Source organism: Coleofasciculus sp. G1-WW12-02, assembly GCF_040219735.1.
GTDB lineage: Bacteria > Cyanobacteriota > Cyanobacteriia > Cyanobacteriales > Coleofasciculaceae > Coleofasciculus.
Genome location: NZ_JAVJRX010000031.1, coordinates 48,527 through 73,328, shown reverse-complemented (window position 1 = coordinate 73,328; position 24,802 = coordinate 48,527). Strand labels below are relative to the sequence as shown.

Sequence of the window (24,802 nt, the reverse complement as noted above, 5' to 3'; positions counted from 1 at the left end):
CTAAGGCTTTTTCAAGGTTTTTTTTAGATTTAACTATAACGCCTTGCAAACTAAGAAGTTGAGTAAGCTGTTTCTTCATTTTTCGACTGTGTTTATTCAGGTATTAACTAACATTTTAGCATAATAAGTCCTGAAGAACCGTTAATTCCTCGTAGTCTAAAGTCCAGTTGGAAGCAGGTGGGGCTAAATTCTTCAGATACAATTTCTATCAACGATAACCGCCAGGAAGTGCTGGATCGTTATCGACAACATACCCAGCATTGTCGTAGCTGTAGCACCGCTTTGAAAACGGTGCAGCGTTTACTGGAACATTCTACGGTAGTGGCGGGAGTGGCGTTGGCGTATGATTTGTGTTATCCGGCTTGGGATGAGGAACAGGTACAACAGGTGGCGGATTGGTTAGCCTCCCAAACCGCCCTGCTGGTGAAAGGAACGGCGGGTGATGGCTGGAATCCTAACCCGCCGAGTAACTGGAATGCTAGGGCGCGAGGGGCGACGATGCAGGGAACCTTTATCACACCCTCTGGCGTGACGCTGAAATTTATACCCAGTGAGACGGGGGGAATGATTCAGGCGACAGGGCGCGATCGCTTTATTGTGGTGATGACAGTTCAATCGGGGACAGCGCCTGAGGTTGAGGTTCTCTTAACTCAATTTAATCCTCAAATTCAGGTCGGAAACCAGACTATTGAAATAATAGAGGATAAAATCGTATTGAAATCGCTAAAAGAGGGTGCTAACTAGCTGACTTTTGATCCGGATAGAATTTATTTTATCTTGAAAAATTTCAGCAGACTTGTTTCACGAGTGTCTTTTAGGATTTACGGTTATGATGTCTGGTTTTTTAATGATTGCAATGTATGCCCTATTTTGGATGTGGTTCTTTGGCGGCTTTGCGCCGACGAAAAAACCTCCAGCGAAAAAGAAAACCCCAGAACAAGAGTTAGGAGAAGCGCTGAGTAAATATTTGGCGACGTTGAACAAACCGGGAAATGCCAAATAACCCAGGGTGTGGGGTGTGGGGTGTGGGGGCGCAAGGCTTGCGCCCAGAAAGGCTTGCCCTTGGGTACTTTTTCGTTCTATCCCTTCTGCCTTGTGACCCAGATAGGAATCAGCACAAGTCAACGCGATCGCGAAACCACCCCAACCCATTCTCCCACAATCCTTACCAAAAATAACCCGCTTCCACCACGGTTTGCCGTTCTTTGGGGTCATAATTCAGGCAATACTCTTGGGCAATGGCGCCTAGTTCGCGCAGGCGTTTCACCTCAGTTTCTCCAATCTCAGTATCCGTCGATAACAGGATAACTTGATGAGACGCCGTGGGGAAATACCGTTCCACTAAATTACTGCGGTGAGAGGAATCTAACCGTCCCAAGGGTGTATCAATTGCTACTGGAAGATGGCGCCCCGAAACACGGGCAAGTCCCCAAAGAAAGGAAATCGCTAACAGTTGTTTTTCCCCAGCCGAGAGACGGTGTTTTGGAATCGGTTGTCCTTCTGGATCATAGAGAGAAAGACTAAAGCTTTGGGTGTCAATAGCGACACGGTGAACTAAGTCTGATTTATGCAGCAGATAACGGAAGCATTCGGTAACTTCGATTTCCAGTTTGTTGAGTTTTTTCAGAGTTAATTTCTCTCGAAAGAGTTCCAATGTGGTTTTAACCTTGGCAATCGAATTAATAATATGCTGATTATTTTTCAGTTTAATCGTTTCATCAGCATAAGTTTCTAACTCTTTTTTCGTTTCCCTAATTTGACGATCTATTTCATCACAGCGGCGAGAAGCATTTTCGTAAGCCGCTTTAACCTTAATCATTTCATTTTGGGCGTCAGTAAATGCCTGTTTCAGGGCATTATACGCTTCAGGAGACGCGGCGGTAGCAATTTGCCGATCCAAGGCATCAATGTCGGTTTCTAGGGTTTGCAGACGTTCTCGTTGGCTTTGGGCGTTGGTTTGTGCGGTTGACAGTTCATACTTTAGCAGAGTTTCTAGGCGAGTGATAGCAGGTTCATCTGCTAATAACCACGGTTCCTCTTGGGCGGCAATTTCTTGATCCAGTTCTTGGTTTTCTGTCTCTATAAACGATTGAATCTGATTCACTCGCTTAGGTGTCAAGGAAATCTTTTTGATATACTGAATTAACCGAGCATCCCGTTCTTTTAATACATCCCGCGTCAGTTTAACTTGGTGTTGTTTTTGTTCCTGTTCCGCTTGAGATTTCGCTTGTTCCAGTAACGGAGAAATCAAAGAGAGAGGAAGCACACCAGCCGCCAAGTCTCGCATTTCTTGACGCACCTGATTTGCTTGTTCAATCAGGGTTTTCGATTGGGCTTCCAGTTGACTGCGTTCGCTGGCAAGTTTACCGCCTTCGGAGACAAATTTATCCGAAGCTAACTCTTGCTGTTTTTCGGCACGTTTTAGCTTGCCTTCTAGAGCAGATAAGTCTTGCTTAACTATTTCTTTTTTTTCTTTTTGCTCAATTAATTTTGCTTCAATGTTATCTAATGTTTCCAGTTCTTTCTTGTTGGCAATTTCTCGACGCTTACGACTGGCGAGAATATCTAAATCTGTGGACAGGCGTTCAGCGAGTTCTAAACCAAGGAGGGATTGAATTGCACTTACCACCAGAGGAGGTGGGGTTTCTAATTCCGCTAGTTCTTTGACTTGTTCACCGTCAAAGAGAAATAAGTTTGAAATACCCAAGGGAAGCAGATTTTCGATATAGTCATCCCAGGTATTTGCCAGAGCTATATCGGGCCACTCTTCATCGACTAAAATACACAAAGTATCTTTACCATCTTTGGGTTCTTTCGTCCAATAGCGGATAATTCTGATAATCCTGGGTTTATCGTCTTCTACGGCTTCAAAAGCCAATTCTATACGGCTTTTTTCCGTGGGCAGAATATTGCGGTTAATGCACTGGTTGAGAAAGTCGCTATAGCTTAAATTGCCTCTGGTGGAACATTGGGCGCGGGAACCATAGAGGGTAAGGCGAATAGCATCCATCAGGGTTGTTTTACCACCACCATTCATCCCGCCCAGGAGAATAATTGGACGAGTAGAATCATTGGTTTCGGGACGGAGATTGATTGCTTGTCGCCCTAAATATGGACCAAAGTTTTCCAGGATGAGTTCCAGGAATATCATTTTAATTTCTTAGTTGAGATATAGGGTTATAATCAGGAAATTTGAAGAAGTGGGGTTAGCTCACAGCACCTAGTCGCAACAAGGCGAAAAACTAACTCCCCAGCCCCCTTACAGGAAAGCTATCTATGTCCTAAGCTGTTCAGCATTTAAACCATAATGTCAAGAATTGCGAGATCATTGTAATGCGAGCATCTTGCTCGCTGCTAATACCCAATTTAAATGCATTACAGCTTAATCTTCATCTTCAATATCCTCTGAATTTTGTTCTGGAAACTTCAAGCTAGCAAATGTTAACTGTTTGGGTTGAGTCTGCTTATTCTTGTTATCCCAAAATTCCCTAACATCATGACCTACTGAATCATTATTTTCAACATTTTTGGCGACATTTTTGAGTTGGCGCTGATAGTAGGCATGTTCAATGGCATCTTTTCTCGAACGAGAACTGCTATTAAAGCATTTTTCTATCGCTTCATAAATACCCCGCCGGGATTTAGTCTGATATTGGCGTTCAGTGTCGAGGAGTTTTGCCATAAGTTCCAGATGCATTTCATCCGCATCACAGATTTCTTCTAAGACTGTCCATTCATCACTACCCAAAAGTTTGCGTTCGGCGCTAGGGCGGGAATCTTGGAAGGGTTCACCTGTAACTTCTTTATAGATTCGGGGTAAGCTGTCGTCAAATTCATGTTTTTCTTCTAACCAGATACGGCGAATTTCACTAAGTTCTTCTAGAGTAATCAGAGTGATATCACGCATATCTGGGGGCGCAGTATTCTGGACATGGGTTTGGGCTTCTAATACTCGCCTTAACCAATGTTCCCGCCAGTATTTCGTATAGGGACCATGAATCGGTTTAACTGAGATTTCACCATCAACATTGCGTTCAAATAGTTCGACTCTACCATAAATGCGGCGGAAGTCTCTCTTATCGTTATCGTTTTTAATATCCAATTCATTGCGAATATCAAGGAGAGGCTGCATCCACTCTTTCTCCTCGTCATTTTGGATCATCGCCTCCATGGACTTATCTTTATTAACCATTGTGCAAACCCAACAGCCAAACCGGGAATCACCACAGCTAGGTGTTGAGGTATCAACAACTAAAGGACATTCATTATCGGCTGTTGCCCCCTGATACATGGAAAATAAGTCTTTGTTGTTATTACCCCAAGGATTTTGCCACTGCATCAAATAAAGCCAAACTTCATCGTTGCGCCAATCTTCAATAGGAGAGTAAATTAGAGAGTTTGGTAAACTACCATTAGGGCTGAGGCGATCGCGAAGTCTACCCGCTTGATACTTTTCCATTGTGGCAGCACGTTTAGCACTTTCTGCCTTACGAGTACCCAAAACCAGAATTGTTTCACCATTCGCTCGAACAACTTCACGGATAAAATGGTTCGCCGGATGAATTTTGAGACGTTCGGTACACCAACGAAATTGGTTGCGCGGTGCTGGATATCCTTTCCCAATTAAGTTTACCCAAAAGGTTTGTTCAGTTTTCGGGTAGAGCAAATGGGGTTCTATCGGCATTTCTTGCTCTTTTGCCGCCTGCTTCATTCTTTCCAAGGATTTACGAACCCAGGTAGAGACAATCGGATTTTCTACCCGTGTGTCTGTTGTGATAACGTAAATCGTTTTTGTCCGTTTTTCCGCTGGCAAGGCTGCGATCGCATTCCAGATTAATTGAAGTACGGCTGTACTATCTTTTCCACCACTCCAGCCAATAACAAAGGGTATTTCATCTTGACAGTATAAATCTTGGATTTCTGCTGTTAGCTTCTGTATATCTTCCACTAACTCAGCCACAGTACGTGGTGGGAAGAGAGAAGTCTGATGAGCTTGTGTCATAGTTCAAAGTCCGTATTTTCCCAGTTTCCTTTTCTAGCGAGTCATAATTAGAATAGATACATAATGCTTCACTGATTTTATGGGTTTATATGTCTGATTACAACCTCCCCCAGTCTGAATCCAATCAGCCGCTTGATGAAGTGCTTGAGCCGTACTTTGCCAAGCATCACCGTCAAAAGTGCTATCCTGGGCTGATTTTCCGGCAGGGCAAGCGTCGAATGATCCAGATTAACGTTCCTGCCGATAATTTGCCTACTCTGCTTCAATCCAAACCTTCCACGGATAACAATCCTGATTCTGGTAAAAATCGTCCAGAGGTAAAAGGACATACTGATGAAATCAAACAATATATCCTAAATCGTATTGGTAAAGACAAACCCTGGATTGTCGGAACCCTAACCGCCAATGTTGATCCAGAGAAGATTGAGTTAATCGAATTGGGAAGGGGAATTTGTCTAGTCATCATTCCTCGTGGGGTTAAGTTAGATGTTACGGATGGACAGCATCGCAAGCGTGCGATTCACGAACTCATAGAAAGTCCTGATGGCGAGTCAGTTGCTGAAAATGATTTTCCCATAACACTGGTTTTAGAGGGAAATTTTAGCCAGTGCCAGACTGATTTTAGAGACATGGCTCAAACTAAAGCATTGGATAAATCTTTACTTTTGTCCTTTGGTGAATTTGAAGGTACAGTTGGCATTACCAAAAATTTAATCAAGGAAGTTTCCATGTTTGAAGATAAGACGGAACGCATTAAGAATTCTCCATCTACGAAAAAGAAATTGATTTACACAACGAATTATATAGCTAAATTGGTAAGTTGTGCCTTTGTTAATGATCCGAATCATGCTCTAAAAGAACATGACGTTGATCAAGCCTCTGATGCCTTAACAAGTTGCCTCAATCAGTTTTTCTCAGAATGCAGTCAAACGCAAGATATTTGTGAAACTAATGTTGAAGACTTGACCGTTGAAGACATTGGTGAATTCAAAGAAGACTGTATTTTAGGGAGGAGTGTCGGACTAGAAATTCTTGGACGCTTGCTCTACTTAACATTGAACCGAGGCATTTATACATTTGACATAGAAAAAGTATTACAACTTGCCCAACTTGATTGGTCAACAGCCAGTGAACTTTGGCAGGGAAATATTATAAAAAAAGACCCTAATCCCACAAACCCATCTAAACCTTATAAAATTTCAGCCAGTGCCAGCCCTATAAGAATAGCGGTGAATGCAGCTAAGACAAAGTTGGGCTGGATGTAAATAGTGGTGATCATTTGAATCTCATCCAATCTTTTAACTCCGTTTAACTAAAGCATTAACATTTTCTAACTCTTCCTCCTGTGAGGTTAACGGTAAACCTAAATACCCTTTCAAATAAGCCACCATGCGCCCGACACTGGTTCGCGATCGCGAGATCTGACCCTTGACCATAATTCGCCCCTCCCAATCGGGATTAGAACGTGACCAATCAATCCGCCGCAATTCCTGCAAACGTTCCTCCCAGCTATTCGGATAAACCGAGAGTAACACTGACCCTACCGCCCCTAATCCCAAAAGTGCGATCCCATCACTATGAACATAATCCTGTCGCATCTCCCTGGCGCTTACAGTCCGTTGTCTCACTGCCTCCCAATCTGGAATACAATAACTTACAGCTTGCCAATACTGAATTGCCAAATCAATCTGCTGTTCCAATTCAGCCGTCTGCCAATCCGCCAACAGCATAGACGTAGCATTATATAGCGTATGCAGCGTAAATAGCTTCCCCGATCGCGCGGCTAATGTCCGATGTTCCTTATCTGTTAGGCTTCGGAACACATTAATATTTCTAATCACTGCTTTGACTACAGTCCCCTGGGGATGGCGATGATCATAGAGAATCGCCAATGAAGCATCGGGATGAACCCCATAACCGTTGAGATCCAAAAACATCTGCTGGGAATAGCGCAACCCAATATCCAACACTAAAATAACCGCCACCGTCTCATACCCCAACGCTGGATTCTGCTTCAGCGCCCACTCAAACGCCGCGCAGCGATGTTGTCCATCAGTAATCTGAAATCGCGCATCCATGGGAACACGTAATCGCCCCATTTTTCGCCCTTCTTTCTCTGGTCCAATCGGTTCAAAATTAATATCAGCATCAATGGCGGCGGTAATTGCTGAAACAGTATAATTATCAGGATTATTCAAGATATAGTTAGCAATATCTGGGACTCGTTTAGAATTTAGCGATCGCGCCACTCTCTGATCCGGCGGATTCTCTTCATCCTCCCTCGCAAACAGCTTAGGAATAAATCGCACTGGACACATGGATACATAATATTCCCGTCCCGCTTGAATCCCTCGGATTGCGGGTAAAACGTACTCGAAGGAAGGAATCAGTCCTTTGTTATTGGTCATTTGTCATTCGTTCTAGTTTGAGGAATAGTGACAAAACGGAATAGAGTTTAGTTGATTTTCATCCATTTACTGATTAGGAATTTTGGTTTTGTAATTCATCGTGTTCCAGCCGTGCTAATGTTGTTGCTGCATCCGCTAACATTAAGGCAATATTCACACGCGCAACTTGATTTTTGGCAGCTTTCAACTCACCGGCTAAAAATTGCACTCGTGTCCGATACGCCTCGATAGAATTCGGATCTAATACTTTTACTAATTCATTCATTTTAGTCACTCCAATTTGGGGTCAGATATCGGTGACAAGCAAGAGGGGAGTCCCCCCAATATTTCCCCTTTATTTATTCCCCCCTTTCAAAGGGGGGCTAGGGGGGATTCCGGAGTGGGGGTACACTTCCCCTATGCTTACCAGTAGGGGTTTTCACCTCAAGTGACACGGATGTAGTTAAACCCGCCCCTACAAGCCCTCACAAGTGACATACCTAGTATGACACAATTTTAGTTTTTAAAAACCTATTTGACATAAAAATATTAAACCAGTTATTTTTAAAAACAGACTAAAATATTATAAAACAGATGAGTAGCCCCGACAAGCCAAAAGCAGACATCGCCAGCCAAATCCTGGAACAAGACAGCCAGGATCGACAGGCGCTAGCCCTGCTATTGGATCGCCATTTAGCCAGAAGCGATCGCCTCCTCGTCCAAAAAACCCAGATGGGGAGTACCGAAGCCTTTATCGGGTCTGTCACCCTCGAATGGTTAGATAGCCGAGTCCGCTTCGCCTCTCAACTCCCCCTATTCCGGCAAAAATTCGACCCCCAAACCGACAACGTAATCCGGGATGAAGAAACCGTCGATGAAATCCTCCAACGACCCCTAGACTGGTCACGTCAAGCCCCCCTCACCCAATACCTCGCCGCCCGCCAAGCCCATAAATTCCCCGCCGTTCTCGTCGTCCACAGCCCCACTTGGGTAGATAATCCCAAAGCCAAGGAATGGGATAAACAAGGACGCGCCCGCCAATCCGCCGCAGATTTCATTCCCCTCGACCAAAACCAAACCGTGGGACTCTTAGATATCTCCCCCTCCGTGTCCATCTTCGCCCTCGATGGTCAACACCGACTCATGGGTGTTCAGGGACTAATGACCTTACTCAAAACCGGAAGACTGCAACGTTACAACAAAAACAAAAAACCCGTGGGCGGTGTAATTACCATAGACGACCTGATCGACGAATACCAACTCGACCCCGCCTACCTACAAAGTCTCGCCCAGGAAAAAATCGGCATTGAATTCATCCCCGCCGTCGCCAAAGGTGAAACCCGGGAAGCCGCCTTGCGGCGAGTCCGGTCTATTTTCGTCCACGTCAACTTAATGGCATTACGCTTAAGTAAAGGACAACTGGCGCTATTAAATGAAAATGACGGTTTTTCCATCGTCGCCCGCAAAATCGCCGTCAACCATCCCTTATTAAAAGAAGTCCCTGGACGCAATCCTCGTGTCAATTGGGATAGCGCCACCGTCGCCGCCAAATCCACCGTGTTAACCACCCTCCAGGCGTTAACTGAAATGTCTCAACGGTATCTAGAACATAAATTCCCCCACTGGAAACCGCCGGAGAAGAAAGGGTTAATCCCGATGCGTCCCGATGATGAGGAATTAGAAGCGGGAATTGACACCTTTAATCAGTTTTTTGACCACTTAGTCAGCTTACCCAGTTATCAACGATTAGAACAGGGGGAAGAAACTCCCCAGTTACGCCGCTTCAGCTTTGAGAACAATGGCGGTGAGGGGAATATCCTATTCCGTCCCGTCGGACAAATTGCCTTTACCCAAGCGTTAGGAATTGTGGTATTTCAGAAAAAGTTATCGTTAAAAACGGTATTTAAGAAACTCTGTAAATACGACGCCGAAGGGGGATTTAGTCAGATGGAGACGCCCCAATCGCTGTGGTATGGGGTATTATTTGACCCGAATAAGAAGCGCATCATGGTATCAGGACGAGATTTAGCCGCCCGATTACTGATTTATATTATTGTGGGGACAGAAGATGGGATGGAAAAAGCAGAACTGCGGCGAGAATTAGCCGAAGCCAGAACCATTGAAGGGAAAGCAGTAGGGTTTAATGGTAAGTTTGTCAAGCCTAGAGATGTGGGACTTCCGCCTGTGTTGTAGTCAACTTAACCGTTAACTGGGCGGTTGAAACCGCAGCTACACAAACCAAACCCGCCTGCGCGGGTTTTAAAACCCCTTCACCTTAGTTCAGCGACTCACCCCGACACCCAATAACCGATGAACATTTTCTTCGAAATTCATCACAACCTACCCAGAGAAGCCCCTGGTGACAACGCTTCCACCCGCCAAGCCTTTTCCCTACTAACCAATGTATCCCCACAACCCAAAATTTTAGACATCGGCTGTGGTCCAGGAATGCAAACCATTGAACTCGCCAAATTAACTGATGGAAAAATTACAGCAGTAGACATCTCATCAACCCTTTTTAGACGAATTGCAGCGTCGGGCGCTAGCTAAGGGCGTTTCTGATAACATTAATCCCCTCAATCAATCCATGTTTTCCTTAGACTTTGCTCCCCATAGCTTTGACATATTGTGGTCAGAAGGGGCAATTTATATCATGGGGTTTGAAACCGGACTAAAATCCTGGCAAACTCTTCTCAAAACAGGAGGCTATCTCGTTGTTTCCGAACTCTGTTGGTTACAGCCAAATCCCCCAACTGAGGTAAAACAGTTTTGGCAAACCAATTACCCAGATATGAAAACAATTAACGATAATCTCCAACTTATAGCAGCGTCAGGTTATCGCCAAATCGGTCATTTTGTGCTATCTGAATCATCCTGGTGGAACTATTATACTCCCTTAAAGGAAAGGGTAGAGGATTTACGCCAAAAATATAACAATGATCCGCAAGCGAATCAGGTTCTCGATAATGAGTTCCAAGAGATAGAAATCTATCAGAAGTATTTTGATTGGTATGGCTATGTTTTTTATATCATGCAAGTCCAATAATTCATATATCTGGCAACACCTGATTTGCTGAATTTACGTTCCTATAAATCTGAAAAATTAGATGGTGAAAACAAAAATCACTGGGGTAATTTTTACCCACCGGAACTTGGCGCTGATGCTCAGAAGTTTTATGGTCGCGGTTTGAAAAATCGGGATGATGAGACAATGTACAGGGGACTCTATTTGCAATATTCTTAAATGCTTGGCTTGACTGACCAGAAAAAAGATAACCTAGCATTCCTCCTGCACTAGAGAAGGGTGCATATCGGCAAGTCAGAAATTCATTTTGAATATCCTGACAGTATGGAGCAACTGCTCTGTCTGACCTCAAAACCTTAGCTTCTAAAGGAAATATAATTCTTTCGTTAGCTGTCAGAATAAATGCAATATCATACTGAGGCGGTTGAGCTTGGGCTGAATACATCGTCTCCAATTCATAGACTTCGTGTTGAACATCATACGGTTCGTATCCTGTCATAGATTTACGAATTCTGCGCTCAAGAAGTTGAGTGATACTCCTTTCCAATTGCGCCTCAGCTTGATTGCAGTCAATTTCTGATAAAACGTCTTTTTGAAGTAAATCGTATCCTTGCCAGATAAGTCCTACCAAATTCGTCATGGCATCTCCACCCCAACTATTAGCAACTGCAACAAAATCAGGAGTATCTCGCCACCTCAACTCTGGAATTGTTCGACCTCTCTTAGCCATGGGATGATTCCTCCATGACTTCCAATTTTTTGTCTAATTCTGAACGCCACATCATAATATCGGCGGCGACTTCATCAGCATCTCGTAATGCCATAGAGCGAGTCCAGTAGCGAATTTTATCAGGTTTGATTAAATAAATAGTGGGAATAGTTTGACCATTCAATTGAACCGAATCATATATCCGGGCAACACGTTGATAAAAAATTCCCCCTTCCTCTTGATTTGCTTTATCCAAAAATAACTTATCCAACCTCTTTAGTTGTTCCAACAGAGTAGAAGAGTCGATAGGTTCTATCTGTACCCCTTCAGTACCCGCTCCTTTAAGATGGATGGCAACTAAACGAATAGGTAAGTGAGCTGTGTTATGTTCCTGGAAGATAGTAGCACATACATTTTTATCTTGACCAAATCCGGCTTTTAATACTCGCAAAAAATACTCGCAATACTCCGTCAAAACTGACTCTGACTTGTTTTGAGAGTCTTGATTATCGTCACGGCGGGTTGTTTGACGCCCCGGTGAATAATTATCTCCTTTAAAGTCGGGTAGCGTGTAATTAAACAGATCTTCAATTAATACCCACTCACTATCTTTGAAAGAGAATGCATCACAAACCAGTCGATCGATATCTTCAAGGTTTTCAACATTTTGCAACAATCCGGTTCGAGGTTCTGGAATTGGTACTCGCAGTAAATCTTCTACATTCGGTTCAGGTCGGTAAGAAGCAAACCGACCACTTGATAGAAATAAATAGTAGACAGCTAACTTGCTGTTGTAACTAAGGCAAGCAGACTCTAAAATAGAACGATATTGTTGATCAATATGTACACTTATATGAATTTTTGAGCAAATAATTCCTTGATTATTATCGTCAGATACAATAGCTGCTTTAAATCGTTTATTACTCGTCTGCCAACTTTGTTTTATTATCAACTGAGGTAATTGAAAAGCCATTGATTTCCTTTTCCTTGGTCGTTCGGCATAAGGATCATTGTTGATGTAAAGTTGTTCGGTTTTAAGGAAAAGAAAAGTTTCATTTGGGAATTGTTTTAAGATCCGTTTTCCTATGAGGCTTTCATCCCGCTCTTGGCGATTACCTCTAATAATACCTTGGGTAGACACAACAATCTCATTTTTTTCCATCTCACCAAGACTATTGAGCTTACTTAATCTCCGAACCAGAGCTAGATCACGTCTTCCTCCCCACATTAATGCTGTCCAAACTAAAGGATCTTGAATGGCTTCCTGTGGATAGATTATATTAATATCTTGGGGTTCTATAACTAGATGATAGTCATCTTGATTAGTGAGAACGGGTTTGGGACAGATGTATATCAATGGTTCACCATCTGGTGACATTACAGACATTGTAATGATGCAAGTTGGAGAAATTGCATCTTTGAAAAGTCCGAAACGCAATGCAGATAAATTGACAATCTCTTCAATTTTGAATTGTGAAAACAGTTTTTCTCTATATTTTTTAGCCGTACCAACTTGATTAAAGATTAAGGCAAGAGCAGGTTGCATCATAGCAATTTGCCCACCAGATTTAGTCAAAGCAGCAGCTTTTGGCAAAAAGAGAAGACCAACATCCCCGTAAGAAGTTTCCCATTGGTTGTCTTTTGCCCAAAACTTTGCCAGTGGGGTCATACTATTCTTTCCCCAAGGAGCATTACCGACAACGAGATCATACTGCTCCGAATCTAATTGTGTGCGAAACCCTTCTCTATCTTCTCGGAAGAAATCTGCACAGATTAATTGTCTATCTCTCAATCGGGGAAAGCGTACCTCTTGCCAATAACGTCGAGGGTCAATCTCGTCACACATCGTTAAGTAGAGACTGAACGAAGCAACTCTTACAGCTTGAGGATTAATATCAATACCAAATAAGTTACGCTCAAGTAGAGATTTCAAGATGCTTGATGTTATTTCCTCACCCCAATGAGCTTTCTTCCATCGGTGAATGAGTCGCTGAAATGCTTTGACCAGAAAAATCCCTGAGCCACAAGCCGGATCAAGAATCTTGATATCCCAAACTTCACTATCCCAAGGCAGAACACCATCCAGAATAAAATCAACGATGTGTCCTGGCGTGTAATGAACCCCTTTATCTGTCGTATTTTCTCGAACAAATTCTTCATAGATACTGCTGATAAACTCTAGGGGTATGGCATCAAAGGAATACTGCTGCCATAGACACCTCTGTCCAGTTTCCATCTCCAGTTCACCACTAACAAACTCCGCGAGAAGATTAAGGTGTCGCTGAGTTACCTTGTGTTCCTCTGTTCGCCATTCTGCTTCCCGTTCTGCTTCGGTGGCTCCTTTCCCCGGAAATAAATCTCCATTAAATCTATCGTTAAGCCAGCGGAAAAACCGATAAGTGTCTCTATGGTTGCCTAATAGTTCAGGTAAACCCCTATATCGAGCTGACAACTCCCCAATTTCATGCAACTGATCTAAAAATTCTGGATTCAGAGCCGGATGTCCTTGGGAATCTTGCCGGTCAAAAAGGAACTGAATAAAAATAATCCGGGCTAGTAAGTCATGAATCGTATTGTAATCAAGTTGCAGTTTTTTGAGTTGCTGACGAACATTTTTGAGATTGTTTAGTAGCAATTGGTCAGCGGATTTGCTGCGTTGAAATCGCTTTTGATGGTCTTGGAAAAACTGACCCGACACCAACTCAGCCCAATGGAGACGTAGAGTGTCAGCCGCTTGTTGTGAGAGAGATGCTTCCAACTCTCTCCTAGAAATTTCATCAACTGGAGCCAAGAGTTCAGACTCAGTTGGGGGTTCTTCGTAACAAGTCCACACTCGTAAACGGTCAGGTTCTGTAGTAATTAAAGATGGAGAACGGGAGAAACTCCATGCCAGTTTGTAGGTTTCCCGAAGCGTCGATTCTGATATGGGTCTAGGGAAATCACAGACAATGGCAATGGGGGCTTCTGTGTCGTCTCCATGCGGATTTGCCGCCAATACTCCTACTTGTACACCAGCCCCATCTGGAAGATTCCTGATTGTCCTACCCAGTTTTTCCTGAGCCAGCCGTGCATAGACACTGGCTCCAGCTCCCGTGGGTTGCCAAATTTGGCTGGGATGAGTCCAGTAAAGCTTTTCGTGAGCCAGTTCTAGGAGTCCAGACTGCGACATACTACAGGTTACGCTGCGAACGGTTTAACCTTTGAGGCAGTGTTTGCCGCCCAAAGGCTGGTTATTTGCTACTCAGCTACATTATCCTCCTTAATAGACTTACAATAGCAGCAAATGTAAATTCAACGTATTTTAATTTTAAGTTAAAGTAATACATTTAGGGTGATGTGGATGGAATGAGTGTTATCCAAGGGTTCACAAGACGCGAAACGCTAGAATTGACAGGCACGACCTCTAATCGCTTGCAATACCTGGAAAGGTCTGGGCTGGTAATCCCCACCAGAATTGGCAAGTCTCGAAAACCTACTGTCATTTACACTTGGGAACAGGTTTTAGAGATTCGGGCAATCAAACATCTGAGAAAGGAAATCTCGCTTCAGACTGTGAGAAAGATTATCAATTTCTTGGATGACAGTGGATTTGACGATAGTTTGAGGGACAAAAAGCTAATTGTCATCGATGATCAGGTTTTCTGGGTTCAGCAGGATTGGCAAGACTTTCCGGAAAAAATGCCATCGGCGATTAAAGTAGCGGGAAATAACGGTAAAGATGTGGGTCAATACATTTTATTAGTCATCCCTACTTTGTCGGAAATTGTGAATGATATATGGCAAGCCGCAGCAACGTCACCCATCGTAGATTTTGCCAGTTTTAAGCAAAGGGCTAAAGTTAACTGTACCCATGTAGCCTAAGAATCAGACAATGATTTAACTTCTATTGTTTAAATCGCTAATACAACGAGAATATTTCCTCAGAAATGTTTCAATTGATCGGGGGCGATCGCTAAAATACTCAGAGAGGACATCAAACCCACCATGAGCATATTGATTCATCAGCCGAACCCCTTCATTTGACATATAGGAGGGCGAGTTGGGATCGACCAGTTCGGCGACGCGGCGGTAAACATCATCCCGCTCATCTAAATCTATCCCTAGACGGGATAAATGTATCTGAATTAATAGTCCGACTAAGAGACGTCCGCGAGATTGGAACTCTCCCGGAAAGTAGCCAACTAAATCATCTACATTATCCGCTTTAATTTCTGTATTCGGGCGTCCAGCGGCAAAACCTGCCATCAAAGAAAGATAGTATAGGTCAAAGAGAATCGGGTAATGGTGAGAAATATCCTTAAACCATCTCCGAGCATCCTTACGCAGTTGAAAATCCATCTTTAAAGTTCCTCATCCAGATCAAAACGTTCAACAAAGCTTTGCCGTTCACTGGAGATAGTAAAGGCGACAAACTGGTTACCCAATTGAGGAACCAGACGCGCCACTTCTGGACGCACATTTAGATCCAGCGCTCCCGCTGGACTATCGACAATAAAGGGTAATTGGTGGTTACTACGGTTAAATAAAGTGGCGAGAAAAGCATAGCTAACGGATAGAGTTTGACCCACGCTTGCACCCCCTCTACCTTGTAGTTTCAGTGAATCTTGGATATCTTCTAACCATACCGGATCTCTGGATAATAACTGGGTAATCCGCTGATTGGTTTCCTCGATTATAATTTTCCGTAGTTCTTCCCTGGCTTGCTGATGCGCTTGATTAAGAATGCGGCGGATAATTTCGGTTTTGCGCTTCAGGGTTAAGGTATGGGTGGCTTCCGCTACATCGTCTTCGGCTTTTGTGATCAGGAATTCTAACTCCTTCAGACAATCCGTATCCTCACTCGGTTTGCTGTGAGGCGATCGCTCAATTTCTTGTAGGCGTTGGTTACACTGATCCAATTGTTCTCGTAGCTTATCTAGATGCTGCTTTTTCGCTTCTAATTCAGAGTCTCCTTGTTTAAGACGTTCCTCTTCCAGAGAACGCAATTCGGTTTTGAATTCATCTCGCTTTCTGATTAATTTTTGTAACCCTTGCAACTGTTCCTGAAGGTCTTGGTGGTACTGTTCTGGATTTCCACCACAATAATCCGCAATATCCGATTTAATCCGATTTAGCACCCCAACTTCATCCTCTCCCAGATATTTCTTGGCGCGATCGCGAACCGCTTGACGAGTCATATCATCCATCTGGCGTCCACAGACACATTCTGGCGCCTCAGCTAGTTCTTCAAAAAATTCCTTGGATGTGGAGGTAGGTAATTTAAGATGGTCTAAATTAGCTTTCAGGTTAATTAAAGATGCAGCTAAACCAGGAATGAGTCTTTGCGGGTCTCGCATTTTCTCCGTTGTTTTTTCCACTTCCCTCTCGACAACTTTTTCCGCCTGATCAAGCTGAACTTTTATCCTTTGCAAACGAGTGCCTATATTTTTATCTTTGCCCAATGCTTGGTCATAGTCTTGCTCCGCATTCTGTATACCTAATTTCAGTTTAGACTGTTGTATCTGTAAAGCGTCTCGCTCCCTTTTAATTTTATCCCGCTTAGTTTTCAGCCGATTTAAGTTATTTCGACGCCGAGTTAATCCTTGAGTCGATTTCGAGCTAGAATTTTGAGCTAGAATTTTGAGCATGACGTTCCCAATTGTCCTGAAAGTGATAGGCAGCTTTTTCCAGTAACGATAACTGAAATAGAGAATCTATGGCATCCCGGGCGCGAGTTTGTTTCGGATTAAGTAACGTGTTGGCAAGTTCTCCATCAAATACAAACAGATTGACAAACTCTGGATTGAGAAACTTTTTAATTTCTAGGGGCGGTAAAAAGCCATCTCGAATCCCAGAACCATGACTGGAACTGGTGCGGTAGGTAACTTTTCCTTGAATGAAGTCAAGATTTAACTCAAATGTGAGTAAGTTGTCATCTATCCCTAATTTGACTACAAATTGACCCGATTGAGTTGAGTCACCACTACGCTGAAATTCGCGAATCTTTTGGCTATTCCACTCTCGTGCAGCCCCTGAGAGTGTAGCCCGTAACATATTCAGTGTGGTCGTCTTACCCGTCCCGTTAGGCATCTGTACTAATGTCACTGGATAAGGCGTAGTGTTATTCTCTGGACAGAGATTTATTTGATGATCAGGACATCGTAAACCGGAAGCAGACCAACCTAAGAGAGTAAGTTGTAGACTCATTCTAATTCCTCAGAAGTATCAGTTTCAATGGCATCTAATATGGTTTCTAGGAAAACTACAATATCATCTGGTTTTGATATGCCATCAGATAACTCTTCTAGCAACTTCATTGTCCCAACAACCAAGCTAAACAGGCTAATCTATCGCGCACAACTTGCTCAAACTCTTGGTCTAATTCGCGCAAAAGCGTATCAGTAATCACATCCCGGCGTTGCTTCAATCCTGTCGCGATCGCATCAGCATCATCTGGCGACAAATAGGGAGAAGCCACCAACTGCATCGTTCCACCCGAACGAATAAGCGCCGTAATTCCTCTCGCCGCCGCCGCCATTGAGGTACTGGAGAAAAAGCCAACGGCTCGTTTGTAAACAGTAGCATTTTCCAGACAGGGGAGATAGAAATCGCGAATAATATCAACGCGATCGCTACGATATTCATCCTGAATCGATAAATCGCTTAACCCCACTGTCATAGCCTCTCAATCTAGACTTTCTTCATATCTTCATATATAGCAATTCTATTGGAGATGTGAAACTCACGGGTGTAGACAAAGGGAACAGGGAAGATTAGGAGTTAATTTTGCACCGTTTCCTTATAATTTAGCGATCGCGTGGTATAACAGAGACGATTATCCACCGTAAGCTGACTGTTCAAACCAATGAATCCTCTCATCCTCGGCTTTGGCGTCAAAGGAGAAAAGGGTGCTTTGTCCTAGACATCGCCGATAATATAATTAATTCAGTTGGCTAACACAGCGATGGAAACTCTAACCCTGAACGTACCCCCTACCGTCGGCTTAACCGACGAACAATTTTATCAACTTTGTGTGGCGAATGAACAATGGCGCTTAGAACTCACCGCTGATGGAGAATTAATTATTATGCCCCCAACAGGTGGAGAAAGTGGCATTAGCAATGCGGGTTTGACCGCTAAAGTTTACAATTGGAATGAGCAAACCCGACTGGGAAAAGTTTTTGACTCCTCCACTGAGTTTCGCTTACCCAATAATGCCAAACGTTGTCCCGATGTATCCTGGGTAATTCGGGAACGATGGGAAGCATTATCTCCTGAACAACGGCGACGTTTTCCTCCCTTATGTCCAGACTTTGTAATTGAACTTCGTTCTGAAAGCGATTCGCTGAAAAATTTACGTGCCAAAATGTTAGAGTACCGGGATAATGGTGCTCGTTTAGGTTGGCTGATTGATCCGCAAACGCCCCTAGTGGAAATTTATCGACCTGCTGTTGATGTAGAACAAATCAATTTCTCTATTGACGAACCGCCTACCCTTTCAGGGGAAGATGTTTTACCAGGATTTGTTCTCGATTTAACGGTTATATTGAATCCTTAGATTTCTGCTTCAATCCGCTTTATAGCGTTTCTCCTTCTGTGGGCGCAAGCCTTCATCTGTGTCAACTTAAGCCATAACTCGTTGCCCATTCTAATTTTCAGCCACCGGAGAAGGGCGGGTTTAGTTAAGTTATCAGTTTTTGCGATAAGTTATCTGTAAAACCCGCCCCTACAGCACCCTTTGTATGGGTTCACCTCACGGATTTAGGAACCGTTATAGAAATCGGCTTAAATCAAACTCATCTTCAGGAACTTCTTGTTTAAACCGTTGTGCATTCAAAACTAATAATAATCGCTCTGAATAATTCACCGCCCCCCGCAACTCGTCTCGCAATATCTCCAACCCCCCATGGGCATATTCTTCAAAAATATGAATCCTTTCCTCCTCTGCTTTGGCGTCAAAGGAGGATAGAATCTTAGCATCTTTGGTTTCGACAAGTGCCAAAAGTTTAATCAATGCGTCATATCCCCTCGACACAAATATCTCTAACCCAATCGGTGCGGGTTCTTTCTTCGCAATCGTCCCCAGAGGCGATCGCTTCTTGCGCTTAACCCCCAACGCCGCTGCAAATGCGATAACGTCAGCATAAGTTTGAAAGGGTCCGGTTGTCTCGGCTGATGCGGTTAACGCTTTGACTAAATCGGCTTGATCCTTGGCAATTCGGATGCGATTGACACCCATTCCCGTGACATCCTCTTTCGTCAGTGAACAGTGAACAGTGAACAGTGAACAGTTAGCAGTGAACAGTGAACAGTGAACAGTGAACAGTTAGCAGTGAACAGTTAGCAGTGAACAGTGAACAGTTAGCAGTGAACTTCCCCTGCTTCCCCTGCTCCCCCATCTCCCTCATGGGGATTGGGCGAAGCATTTGCGTTGGGATATTGGCATAAAACCGAGACATCTGAGCGCAAATGCTTCGCCCCTACTGGGTTTGCTGAATGTAGAGTAAAATACCCCGTGCGATCGCCTGGGCGATTTGGCTGCGAAATTCTGGTGTGGCGAGTCTCGGCGCATCCTCAGCCCCGGTAACAAACCCCACTTCCACTAACGCAGAAGGCATAGAGGTTTGCCGGATCACATAAAATCTGCCTTGTTTCACGCCGCGATTCCGCATCCCTGTACTCTGTAATAAACTGTTTTGAATCGCTTCGGCTAGCCCTCGCCCATTGCTATAGTAATAGGTTTCCACGCCATTCACATCGGGACGACTCATGCTAATCGCATTCGCATGGATACTGACAAATAGGTCAACATTCGTTTGTTGTGCCAGTTGAACTCGTCCTCTGAGGCTAATAAATCGGTCATCCGATCGCGTCAATATCGTTTGTACACCCTGTTGTTCTAAAATAGCGGCAACTTGGAGAGAAATAGGCAAAATCACGTTTTTTTCCTGCAAGCCACCAATCCCCACAGCGCCAGGATCTTTACCCCCATGTCCCGGATCAAGCATTACCACAACGCGACTATTGCGAACCCCAGGAAATACACTCGGCGGCGGTGAAATCTGTGGCGGTAACCGTTCTGGCGGCGGTACAGGAAGCGAACCCGTTGGCGGTAAAGAGACTCTCGTCTGTCGCAGGGGAAGTAACAAGAGTTGATCGCTGGGTTGATTGAGTTCCCCAACCTGGGTATTTCTATCCGGTTGGATGACAATCACAACCGTGCGCGGATCTTGCTGGCGCAGTCTCACCTGGGATAACGGACTATTCACGCCTAGCTGAGGTCCTTGAACTCCTTGTGCAAGTTGAGCATCTGGGATGGTAATTTGGAACTGGTTGGTGTTGGTATCCCAATTGCCCCTCGCCCGAATCCGTCGATCCGCCCGGATTAACAATTGAGTGCCGTTTTGGGCGATATCCACCGCTTCAATGGTGGCGAGAGTCGTAGCCGCCGTCGGTTCCCGATCGGATCGTCGCGCTGATAAGCCATCAAGCTGCGACGCCGAAACTCCCCTGGGTAGTAATACCAAACCCCCAACGGAGCTATAATTCATCTGCCAGTCGGGACTCTCGCGATTCACGTTTAGCGTGATGCGAGTTGGGGATGAGGAACCCGACGGTTGAGATAATTGAATTTGGTTGACCCCATACCGATTCACCGACACCGTTTGATTTAGTAACGCTGGGGGTAGGGTAATTCCGTCCACCTCAAACTCAATTGTCCCGCGATCGCGACTCCGTTGCACCTGAATCTCTTTGGCTTCCCCTTGATTGGTGCGAATAAAAAACCCATCCCGTGTCACCTGAATCGGATCAAGTTGCACGCTTGACTCTGTTGTGTCAGCAGAGGATTCTGGTGGTGTGGGACGAGGTGCGGCTTGGGGGGGAGGATTTGTCGGCGGTACGGGACGAGGTGCGGGTGCACTGATAAGCTGCGGCGTAGGTAGTTGCACAAACCACTGTCTCGGTGACGCCCCACGAAACTGAATCTGTTGGGGGTCTATAGTATAACCCGGTGCAATTTCTACCACAATCCGAGTCGTCTGGCTGTCAAACTGTCCCACCCGAATTTCGCGAATCCCTCCTCCCACAGACTGGGTGACGCTGGGACGTCCCAACGTCGTACCGGGTAAATCGATAACCAGGCGCAGGGGATTAGGAATCAGTTGGGCTGTGGGTTGAACAGTACCATCTGTGGTAAATTCCAGTTGATTTTGACTTGCATCAAATCGCCACAACAGAAGTCTAGCGGCTTGTGCAGGTAATGAAACCAGAATTGTACTCCAGAAGCTAATAAGTAGCAGTAGCCACTGAATTTTCCTCATTCCCCTACCCTCACGATTAATCGTTTAACTGCCAATTGCTTGTTCAATTTCAGCCTGGTCTAGTTTACGTCCAATTAGCACTAACCGAGTTTGGCGAGATTCGCCGTTGTGCCACAGTCGATCATAGAATGAATCGAAGCGATTGCCGACTCCCTGCAAGACTAGGCGCATGGGTTTATTGGGTACAGACACAAAGCCTTTGATCCGGTAAATCTCCTGCTGTTGCACTAGCTGTTGCAGTTTCGCGATTAGGGTTTGGGGTTCAAAGGCTTGATCGGATATAAATTGGACTGAATTAATCTCCTCGTCATGGTCGTGGTCTTCCTCGGTATCATGATGACTGGGACGGCTGTCTAAATTATCTTCGACGGCGGCGTTAAAACCAAGCAAGAGTTCAGGCTGAATCTGTCCCTGATCACAAGGGATAACCTTAACGCCTGTGGGTAATTGATCCTGTAACCAGTCTTTGATCTGAGTCAGCGTCGCCTCATCAACTAAATCAACTTTCGTCAGTAAGACTAAATCCGCACAAGCCAATTGGTCTTCAAAGAGTTCCTCAATCGGGGTTTCATGGTCTAAATTCGGGTCAGCTTTGCGTTGGGCTTCTAGGGCGTTGATGTCACCGACTAACGTTCCTGCGGCTAACGCCTGACAATCCACTACCGTGATTACTCCATCCACAGTAGCACCGTTGCGAATGGGAGTCCAACGGAAGGCTTGAACTAAGGGTTTGGGTAAGGCTAATCCAGAGGTTTCAATTAGCATACAATCGATGCGATCGCGCCGCTGCAACAGTTGCTGCATTGTCGGGAAGAATTCTTCCTGAACCGTGCAGCACAAGCAGCCATTGGTCAGTTCCACAATATTATCGTTAGGATTGTCCTCCTCATCGCAAATTTGACAGGAACGCAATAACTCGCCATCAATACCCACTTCACCAAACTCATTCACCAGAACCGCTATTTTACGTCCTTGGTTGTTTTGGAGTAAATGGCGCACCAACGTGGTTTTGCCAGAACCGAGAAAGCCGGTAATCACAGTTACGGGAATTTTATGCATGATTATTTAACCTCAGGATAGGGGTGGAATTCGTGCCAAAATGCCTTTTTTTAGGGGTTCAGGTCGTTTCGACCAAGGCAATAAACCGTCGGGTTGGCTATGGTATAAACTGGCACAGTCTAAGATAGCTGCTGCTGTTTTGGGTAATGTCTCTACATCTACGGGTAAATCTCCAAACAGGTAAGTGTGTTTAGATGGTGCAGCTAAAGAAACAGCACAAGGACGACTACAAGCACTCATACATTCAACAGGTTGAATTTTAAATTCATCCCGGAGTGACCAGTTTTGGTAGAGTTCCTGCAAGGGTTCTAGCAGTTTTTCGCCACCACTTTTACCAATGCGCTTGCCGTCTTTCCAGGTACTGGCGCAGGTTTTACAAACAAATAAAGTGTGTTGATTCATGTTGATTCATGTTGATTCTACATTCGTACATTCGTACATTCGTACATTCGTAGGGGAGAAGCATTCGCGCACAGATGTTTCGGTTTTCTATCAACCTCCCAACGCGAATGCTTCGCCCAAACTTAACCCGCAATCTGTTGTAATTGTTCTTCCAGTTGACGAATCGTTTTCGGAAAATGCATAGTGTTGGGTAAGGACAGACTTGACACCAATACCTGCCAAACCTCCCATAAAATGGGGACATCCAGGTGTAATTCAGCTAAACTACTGCGTTGGCTAAAAATATCTTGTGCTTCTCCTGACATGACCATTTTTCCTTCATGTAAAATCAAAATCCAATCTGCCCATTGATAGGCAAAATTTATATCATGGGTAGCAATCAATAGAGTGGTTCCAGCGGCGTGAATCCGTTCTAACTCCTCCAGAAGATTGCCCGTTTGCACGCTATCTAAATAGGCAGTCGGCTCATCTAATAATAATAGTTCAGGTTGTCGTGCCATCACCCCCGCAAGAGCAACTCGCCGTTTTTGTCCTAAACTGAGGTGATGTAAGGGTTGATCGGCTAAGTCTTGTAAGCCAAATTCGGCTAAGATTTGCCCAAGCCGCTGCTTGATTTCTGCCTGAGATAATTTTAGATTATACAATCCATAAGCAATATCCTCTGCTACCGTTCCGGCGACTAATTGTTGTTCTGGATCTTGAAACGATAGTCCGATTTTTTGTCGCCACTGATTTAGGGAATAGCGGTCGTATTTTAATCGCTCCCTTGCCCAGCTAATTTGTCCCTTCTGGGGTTTATAGAGACCATCGGCTAAGAATAATAGTGTTGATTTTCCCGACCCATTTTGACCCAGTAAGGCGATTTTTTTTGTGGCTGTAATGGAAAAATTTAGTCCATTAAGCGCGGGTTTTTGTCCACCTGGATAGGTATAATAAACATTTTCAAATTTTAGTAATTTTTCGCTCATACAGTTATCATTTCCTTTTAGCTGGTAACCTGGATCTTGCCCTGGAGCCTTGTCTCTACCACAGTCTAAGTATTCAAGTTGTAAATATACAGGTGAATCAAGGGAAAACAGAATAGGGAACAGGGAATAAATAACGAATGACATAAGACGAATGAAAACTAACAAACTCAACTCCTAACAATCCCCCACAACCCAAAACTGCCTCCAGCGCGTAGCGTTTAGAGTAGCGATAGTGATGGAGTAAGCCGACGGGGAATTCCCCAGTAAAGCCCCGTGCGGCTAATCCCAGTGAAAATTGATGATAGCGTTGTAATGTCCGCAAAAATAGTTGTCCAACCAGTAGTCCTAAACTGTGCATAGTTAAACGCCAGGTGCGATAGCCATTTCGCGCCTGTTGTGCCAATTTCAACTCTTTTGCTGTTTTGAGTAAGATAAATACAAAGCGATACATTAATAGAAGTAGATCCGTGAGGATAACTGGTACGTTCAGCCGTCGCATAGTCTGCACAATTTCGATAAAGGGAACAGTACAAAGGATAAAAAATAGACAAGACATACAAGCAAGCGATCGCATGACAACAACGCCAGCTTGTTGACTACCGCTGCGACTGATATAGAGATACCAGGAACCGAGATTAATACCACCCCATTGATCAGTTTGGGCAAACTCAATTTGAGTCATGGGGGCGATATTCACGACTAAAGCAGGTAAGCCCATGAGTAAGAATAGAGAAGCTAGTGCGATTAACCTCAAGTAAACTCGGCAGCGAATTCCGGCATAACCTACTGTCCATATCCCCATCCATAGAATAATCAAAAATTGAGTCGGTGCATGGCTAAAAAGAGCAATAAACAATACCACCAACGCGAAGATCAATTTCTGGGCGGGGGGAAGATAACGCAGACGATTCCGGTACGCGATCGCATCAATTTCGAGAGTCATGTTAAT

24 protein-coding genes are annotated in these 24,802 nt (G+C 44.3%); 8 read left to right on the top strand and 16 right to left on the bottom strand.

Annotation, left to right across the window (positions count from 1 at the left end; genetic code table 11):
* Positions 1 to 177: 177 nt before the first annotated feature.
* A complete protein-coding gene (locus RID09_RS04535; RefSeq protein ID WP_446334758.1) occupies positions 178 to 744 on the top strand; it encodes a hypothetical protein in 567 nt (188 codons plus the stop codon).
* Between the two features lie 85 nt (positions 745 to 829).
* Positions 830 to 1,003 carry a hypothetical protein gene (locus tag RID09_RS04530; RefSeq protein ID WP_446334757.1) on the top strand — a complete coding sequence of 58 codons (174 nt, stop codon included), beginning with the start codon at positions 830 to 832 and terminating at the stop codon, positions 1,001 to 1,003.
* Between the two features lie 162 nt (positions 1,004 to 1,165).
* Here the strand turns inward: RID09_RS04530 and dndD are convergent, their stop codons facing one another.
* On the bottom strand, positions 1,166 to 3,151 hold the full coding sequence (gene dndD / locus RID09_RS04525; RefSeq protein ID WP_446334756.1) for a DNA sulfur modification protein DndD: 1,986 nt from the start codon (positions 3,149 to 3,151) through the stop codon (positions 1,166 to 1,168).
* Positions 3,152 to 3,382: 231 nt separating this feature from the next.
* Positions 3,383 to 5,002, bottom strand: coding sequence for a DNA phosphorothioation system sulfurtransferase DndC (gene dndC, locus RID09_RS04520; protein ID WP_446334755.1), 1,620 nt, complete (start codon positions 5,000 to 5,002; stop codon positions 3,383 to 3,385).
* An 89-nt stretch (positions 5,003 to 5,091) separates the two neighbouring features.
* On the opposite strand from dndC, the gene RID09_RS04515 reads away from it, so the two are divergent.
* Positions 5,092 to 6,267, top strand: a complete 1,176-nt coding sequence (locus tag RID09_RS04515; protein ID WP_446334754.1) for a DNA sulfur modification protein DndB — start codon at positions 5,092 to 5,094, stop codon at positions 6,265 to 6,267.
* Positions 6,268 to 6,300: 33 nt separating this feature from the next.
* Here the strand turns inward: RID09_RS04515 and dndB are convergent, their stop codons facing one another.
* Together dndB and RID09_RS04505 are read right to left on the bottom strand one after the other, a co-directional pair.
* Complete coding sequence (gene dndB / locus RID09_RS04510) at positions 6,301 to 7,410, bottom strand: DNA sulfur modification protein DndB (RefSeq protein ID WP_446334753.1); 1,110 nt, start codon at positions 7,408 to 7,410, stop codon at positions 6,301 to 6,303.
* A 73-nt stretch (positions 7,411 to 7,483) separates the two neighbouring features.
* Positions 7,484 to 7,675, bottom strand: a complete 192-nt coding sequence (locus tag RID09_RS04505) for a hypothetical protein (protein WP_446334752.1) — start codon at positions 7,673 to 7,675, stop codon at positions 7,484 to 7,486.
* 308 nt (positions 7,676 to 7,983) lie between these two features.
* Here RID09_RS04505 and RID09_RS04500 point away from each other — a divergent pair, with 308 nt between their 5' ends.
* From RID09_RS04500 to RID09_RS04490, 3 genes are all read left to right on the top strand, one after another.
* Positions 7,984 to 9,582, top strand: coding sequence for a DGQHR domain-containing protein (locus RID09_RS04500; protein ID WP_446334751.1), 1,599 nt, complete (start codon positions 7,984 to 7,986; stop codon positions 9,580 to 9,582).
* A 117-nt stretch (positions 9,583 to 9,699) separates the two neighbouring features.
* Positions 9,700 to 9,939, top strand: a complete 240-nt coding sequence (locus RID09_RS04495) for a class I SAM-dependent methyltransferase (RefSeq protein ID WP_446334750.1) — start codon at positions 9,700 to 9,702, stop codon at positions 9,937 to 9,939.
* Between the two features lie 37 nt (positions 9,940 to 9,976).
* Positions 9,977 to 10,435: a hypothetical protein gene (locus RID09_RS04490; protein WP_446334749.1), complete on the top strand. Its 459-nt coding sequence runs from the start codon at positions 9,977 to 9,979 to the stop codon at positions 10,433 to 10,435.
* Position 10,436: 1 nt separating this feature from the next.
* On the opposite strand, the gene RID09_RS04485 is transcribed toward RID09_RS04490, so the two are convergent.
* Positions 10,437 to 11,144 carry a hypothetical protein gene (locus RID09_RS04485; RefSeq protein ID WP_446334748.1) on the bottom strand — a complete coding sequence of 236 codons (708 nt, stop codon included), beginning with the start codon at positions 11,142 to 11,144 and terminating at the stop codon, positions 10,437 to 10,439.
* Entirely contained in the window at positions 11,137 to 14,292 is a 3,156-nt protein-coding gene (locus tag RID09_RS04480; protein WP_446334747.1) for an HsdM family class I SAM-dependent methyltransferase, read from the bottom strand. Before RID09_RS04480 ends, RID09_RS04485 begins: the two co-directional genes overlap by 8 nt.
* Positions 14,293 to 14,468: 176 nt before the next feature.
* Here RID09_RS04480 and RID09_RS04475 point away from each other — a divergent pair, with 176 nt between their 5' ends.
* Positions 14,469 to 14,984 (top strand): MerR family transcriptional regulator, encoded by a 516-nt coding sequence (locus RID09_RS04475; RefSeq protein WP_446334746.1) that lies wholly within the window; start codon positions 14,469 to 14,471, stop codon positions 14,982 to 14,984.
* A gap of 15 nt (positions 14,985 to 14,999) precedes the next feature.
* Here RID09_RS04475 and RID09_RS04470 read toward each other — a convergent pair whose 3' ends face one another.
* The 4 genes from RID09_RS04470 to RID09_RS04455 form a co-directional block, all read right to left on the bottom strand.
* A complete protein-coding gene (locus RID09_RS04470; protein WP_446334745.1) occupies positions 15,000 to 15,461 on the bottom strand; it encodes a hypothetical protein in 462 nt (153 codons plus the stop codon).
* Between the two features lie 2 nt (positions 15,462 to 15,463).
* Complete coding sequence (locus RID09_RS04465) at positions 15,464 to 16,750, bottom strand: hypothetical protein (protein WP_446334744.1); 1,287 nt, start codon at positions 16,748 to 16,750, stop codon at positions 15,464 to 15,466.
* A complete protein-coding gene (locus tag RID09_RS04460; protein WP_446334743.1) occupies positions 16,722 to 17,309 on the bottom strand; it encodes a hypothetical protein in 588 nt (195 codons plus the stop codon). The genes RID09_RS04465 and RID09_RS04460 overlap by 29 nt, the downstream gene beginning before the upstream one ends.
* A gap of 106 nt (positions 17,310 to 17,415) precedes the next feature.
* Complete coding sequence (locus RID09_RS04455) at positions 17,416 to 17,781, bottom strand: hypothetical protein (RefSeq protein ID WP_446334742.1); 366 nt, start codon at positions 17,779 to 17,781, stop codon at positions 17,416 to 17,418.
* A gap of 285 nt (positions 17,782 to 18,066) precedes the next feature.
* Here RID09_RS04455 and RID09_RS04450 point away from each other — a divergent pair, with 285 nt between their 5' ends.
* Positions 18,067 to 18,660 (top strand): Uma2 family endonuclease, encoded by a 594-nt coding sequence (locus RID09_RS04450; RefSeq protein WP_446334741.1) that lies wholly within the window; start codon positions 18,067 to 18,069, stop codon positions 18,658 to 18,660.
* A gap of 213 nt (positions 18,661 to 18,873) precedes the next feature.
* Here the strand turns inward: RID09_RS04450 and RID09_RS04445 are convergent, their stop codons facing one another.
* The 6 genes from RID09_RS04445 to cbiQ all read right to left on the bottom strand — a co-directional run bounded on the left by RID09_RS04445 (position 18,874) and on the right by cbiQ (position 24,796).
* Positions 18,874 to 19,341 (bottom strand): DNA phosphorothioation-associated protein 4, encoded by a 468-nt coding sequence (locus tag RID09_RS04445; RefSeq protein WP_446334740.1) that lies wholly within the window; start codon positions 19,339 to 19,341, stop codon positions 18,874 to 18,876.
* A gap of 241 nt (positions 19,342 to 19,582) precedes the next feature.
* Positions 19,583 to 21,424, bottom strand: a complete 1,842-nt coding sequence (locus tag RID09_RS04440) for an N-acetylmuramoyl-L-alanine amidase (protein WP_446334739.1) — start codon at positions 21,422 to 21,424, stop codon at positions 19,583 to 19,585.
* A gap of 24 nt (positions 21,425 to 21,448) precedes the next feature.
* Positions 21,449 to 22,483, bottom strand: a complete 1,035-nt coding sequence (gene cobW, locus RID09_RS04435; RefSeq protein ID WP_446334738.1) for a cobalamin biosynthesis protein CobW — start codon at positions 22,481 to 22,483, stop codon at positions 21,449 to 21,451.
* 12 nt (positions 22,484 to 22,495) lie between these two features.
* Entirely contained in the window at positions 22,496 to 22,885 is a 390-nt protein-coding gene (locus tag RID09_RS04430) for a DUF1636 family protein (RefSeq protein ID WP_446334737.1), read from the bottom strand.
* Positions 22,886 to 23,007: 122 nt separating this feature from the next.
* Positions 23,008 to 23,853 (bottom strand): energy-coupling factor ABC transporter ATP-binding protein, encoded by an 846-nt coding sequence (locus RID09_RS04425; RefSeq protein WP_446334736.1) that lies wholly within the window; start codon positions 23,851 to 23,853, stop codon positions 23,008 to 23,010.
* 97 nt (positions 23,854 to 23,950) lie between these two features.
* Entirely contained in the window at positions 23,951 to 24,796 is an 846-nt protein-coding gene (cbiQ, locus tag RID09_RS04420) for a cobalt ECF transporter T component CbiQ (protein WP_446334735.1), read from the bottom strand.
* Between the last annotated feature and the right edge of the window lie 6 nt (positions 24,797 to 24,802).

Coding starts and splice junctions, on each gene's coding strand:
- RID09_RS04530 (WP_446334757.1), top strand. CDS start 830: ATGATGTCTGGTTTTTTAATGATTGCAATGTATGCCCTATTTTGGATG.
- dndD (WP_446334756.1), bottom strand. CDS start 3,151: ATGATATTCCTGGAACTCATCCTGGAAAACTTTGGTCCATATTTAGGG.
- dndC (WP_446334755.1), bottom strand. CDS start 5,002: ATGACACAAGCTCATCAGACTTCTCTCTTCCCACCACGTACTGTGGCT.
- RID09_RS04515 (WP_446334754.1), top strand. CDS start 5,092: ATGTCTGATTACAACCTCCCCCAGTCTGAATCCAATCAGCCGCTTGAT.
- dndB (WP_446334753.1), bottom strand. CDS start 7,410: ATGACCAATAACAAAGGACTGATTCCTTCCTTCGAGTACGTTTTACCC.
- RID09_RS04505 (WP_446334752.1), bottom strand. CDS start 7,675: ATGAATGAATTAGTAAAAGTATTAGATCCGAATTCTATCGAGGCGTAT.
- RID09_RS04500 (WP_446334751.1), top strand. CDS start 7,984: ATGAGTAGCCCCGACAAGCCAAAAGCAGACATCGCCAGCCAAATCCTG.
- RID09_RS04495 (WP_446334750.1), top strand. CDS start 9,700: ATGAACATTTTCTTCGAAATTCATCACAACCTACCCAGAGAAGCCCCT.
- RID09_RS04490 (WP_446334749.1), top strand. CDS start 9,977: ATGTTTTCCTTAGACTTTGCTCCCCATAGCTTTGACATATTGTGGTCA.
- RID09_RS04485 (WP_446334748.1), bottom strand. CDS start 11,144: ATGGCTAAGAGAGGTCGAACAATTCCAGAGTTGAGGTGGCGAGATACT.
- RID09_RS04480 (WP_446334747.1), bottom strand. CDS start 14,292: ATGTCGCAGTCTGGACTCCTAGAACTGGCTCACGAAAAGCTTTACTGG.
- RID09_RS04475 (WP_446334746.1), top strand. CDS start 14,469: ATGAGTGTTATCCAAGGGTTCACAAGACGCGAAACGCTAGAATTGACA.
- RID09_RS04470 (WP_446334745.1), bottom strand. CDS start 15,461: ATGGATTTTCAACTGCGTAAGGATGCTCGGAGATGGTTTAAGGATATT.
- RID09_RS04465 (WP_446334744.1), bottom strand. CDS start 16,750: ATGCTCAAAATTCTAGCTCAAAATTCTAGCTCGAAATCGACTCAAGGA.
- RID09_RS04460 (WP_446334743.1), bottom strand. CDS start 17,309: ATGAGTCTACAACTTACTCTCTTAGGTTGGTCTGCTTCCGGTTTACGA.
- RID09_RS04455 (WP_446334742.1), bottom strand. CDS start 17,781: ATGACAGTGGGGTTAAGCGATTTATCGATTCAGGATGAATATCGTAGC.
- RID09_RS04450 (WP_446334741.1), top strand. CDS start 18,067: ATGGAAACTCTAACCCTGAACGTACCCCCTACCGTCGGCTTAACCGAC.
- RID09_RS04445 (WP_446334740.1), bottom strand. CDS start 19,341: ATGGGTGTCAATCGCATCCGAATTGCCAAGGATCAAGCCGATTTAGTC.
- RID09_RS04440 (WP_446334739.1), bottom strand. CDS start 21,424: ATGAGGAAAATTCAGTGGCTACTGCTACTTATTAGCTTCTGGAGTACA.
- cobW (WP_446334738.1), bottom strand. CDS start 22,483: ATGCATAAAATTCCCGTAACTGTGATTACCGGCTTTCTCGGTTCTGGC.
- RID09_RS04430 (WP_446334737.1), bottom strand. CDS start 22,885: ATGAATCAACACACTTTATTTGTTTGTAAAACCTGCGCCAGTACCTGG.
- RID09_RS04425 (WP_446334736.1), bottom strand. CDS start 23,853: ATGAGCGAAAAATTACTAAAATTTGAAAATGTTTATTATACCTATCCA.
- cbiQ (WP_446334735.1), bottom strand. CDS start 24,796: ATGACTCTCGAAATTGATGCGATCGCGTACCGGAATCGTCTGCGTTAT.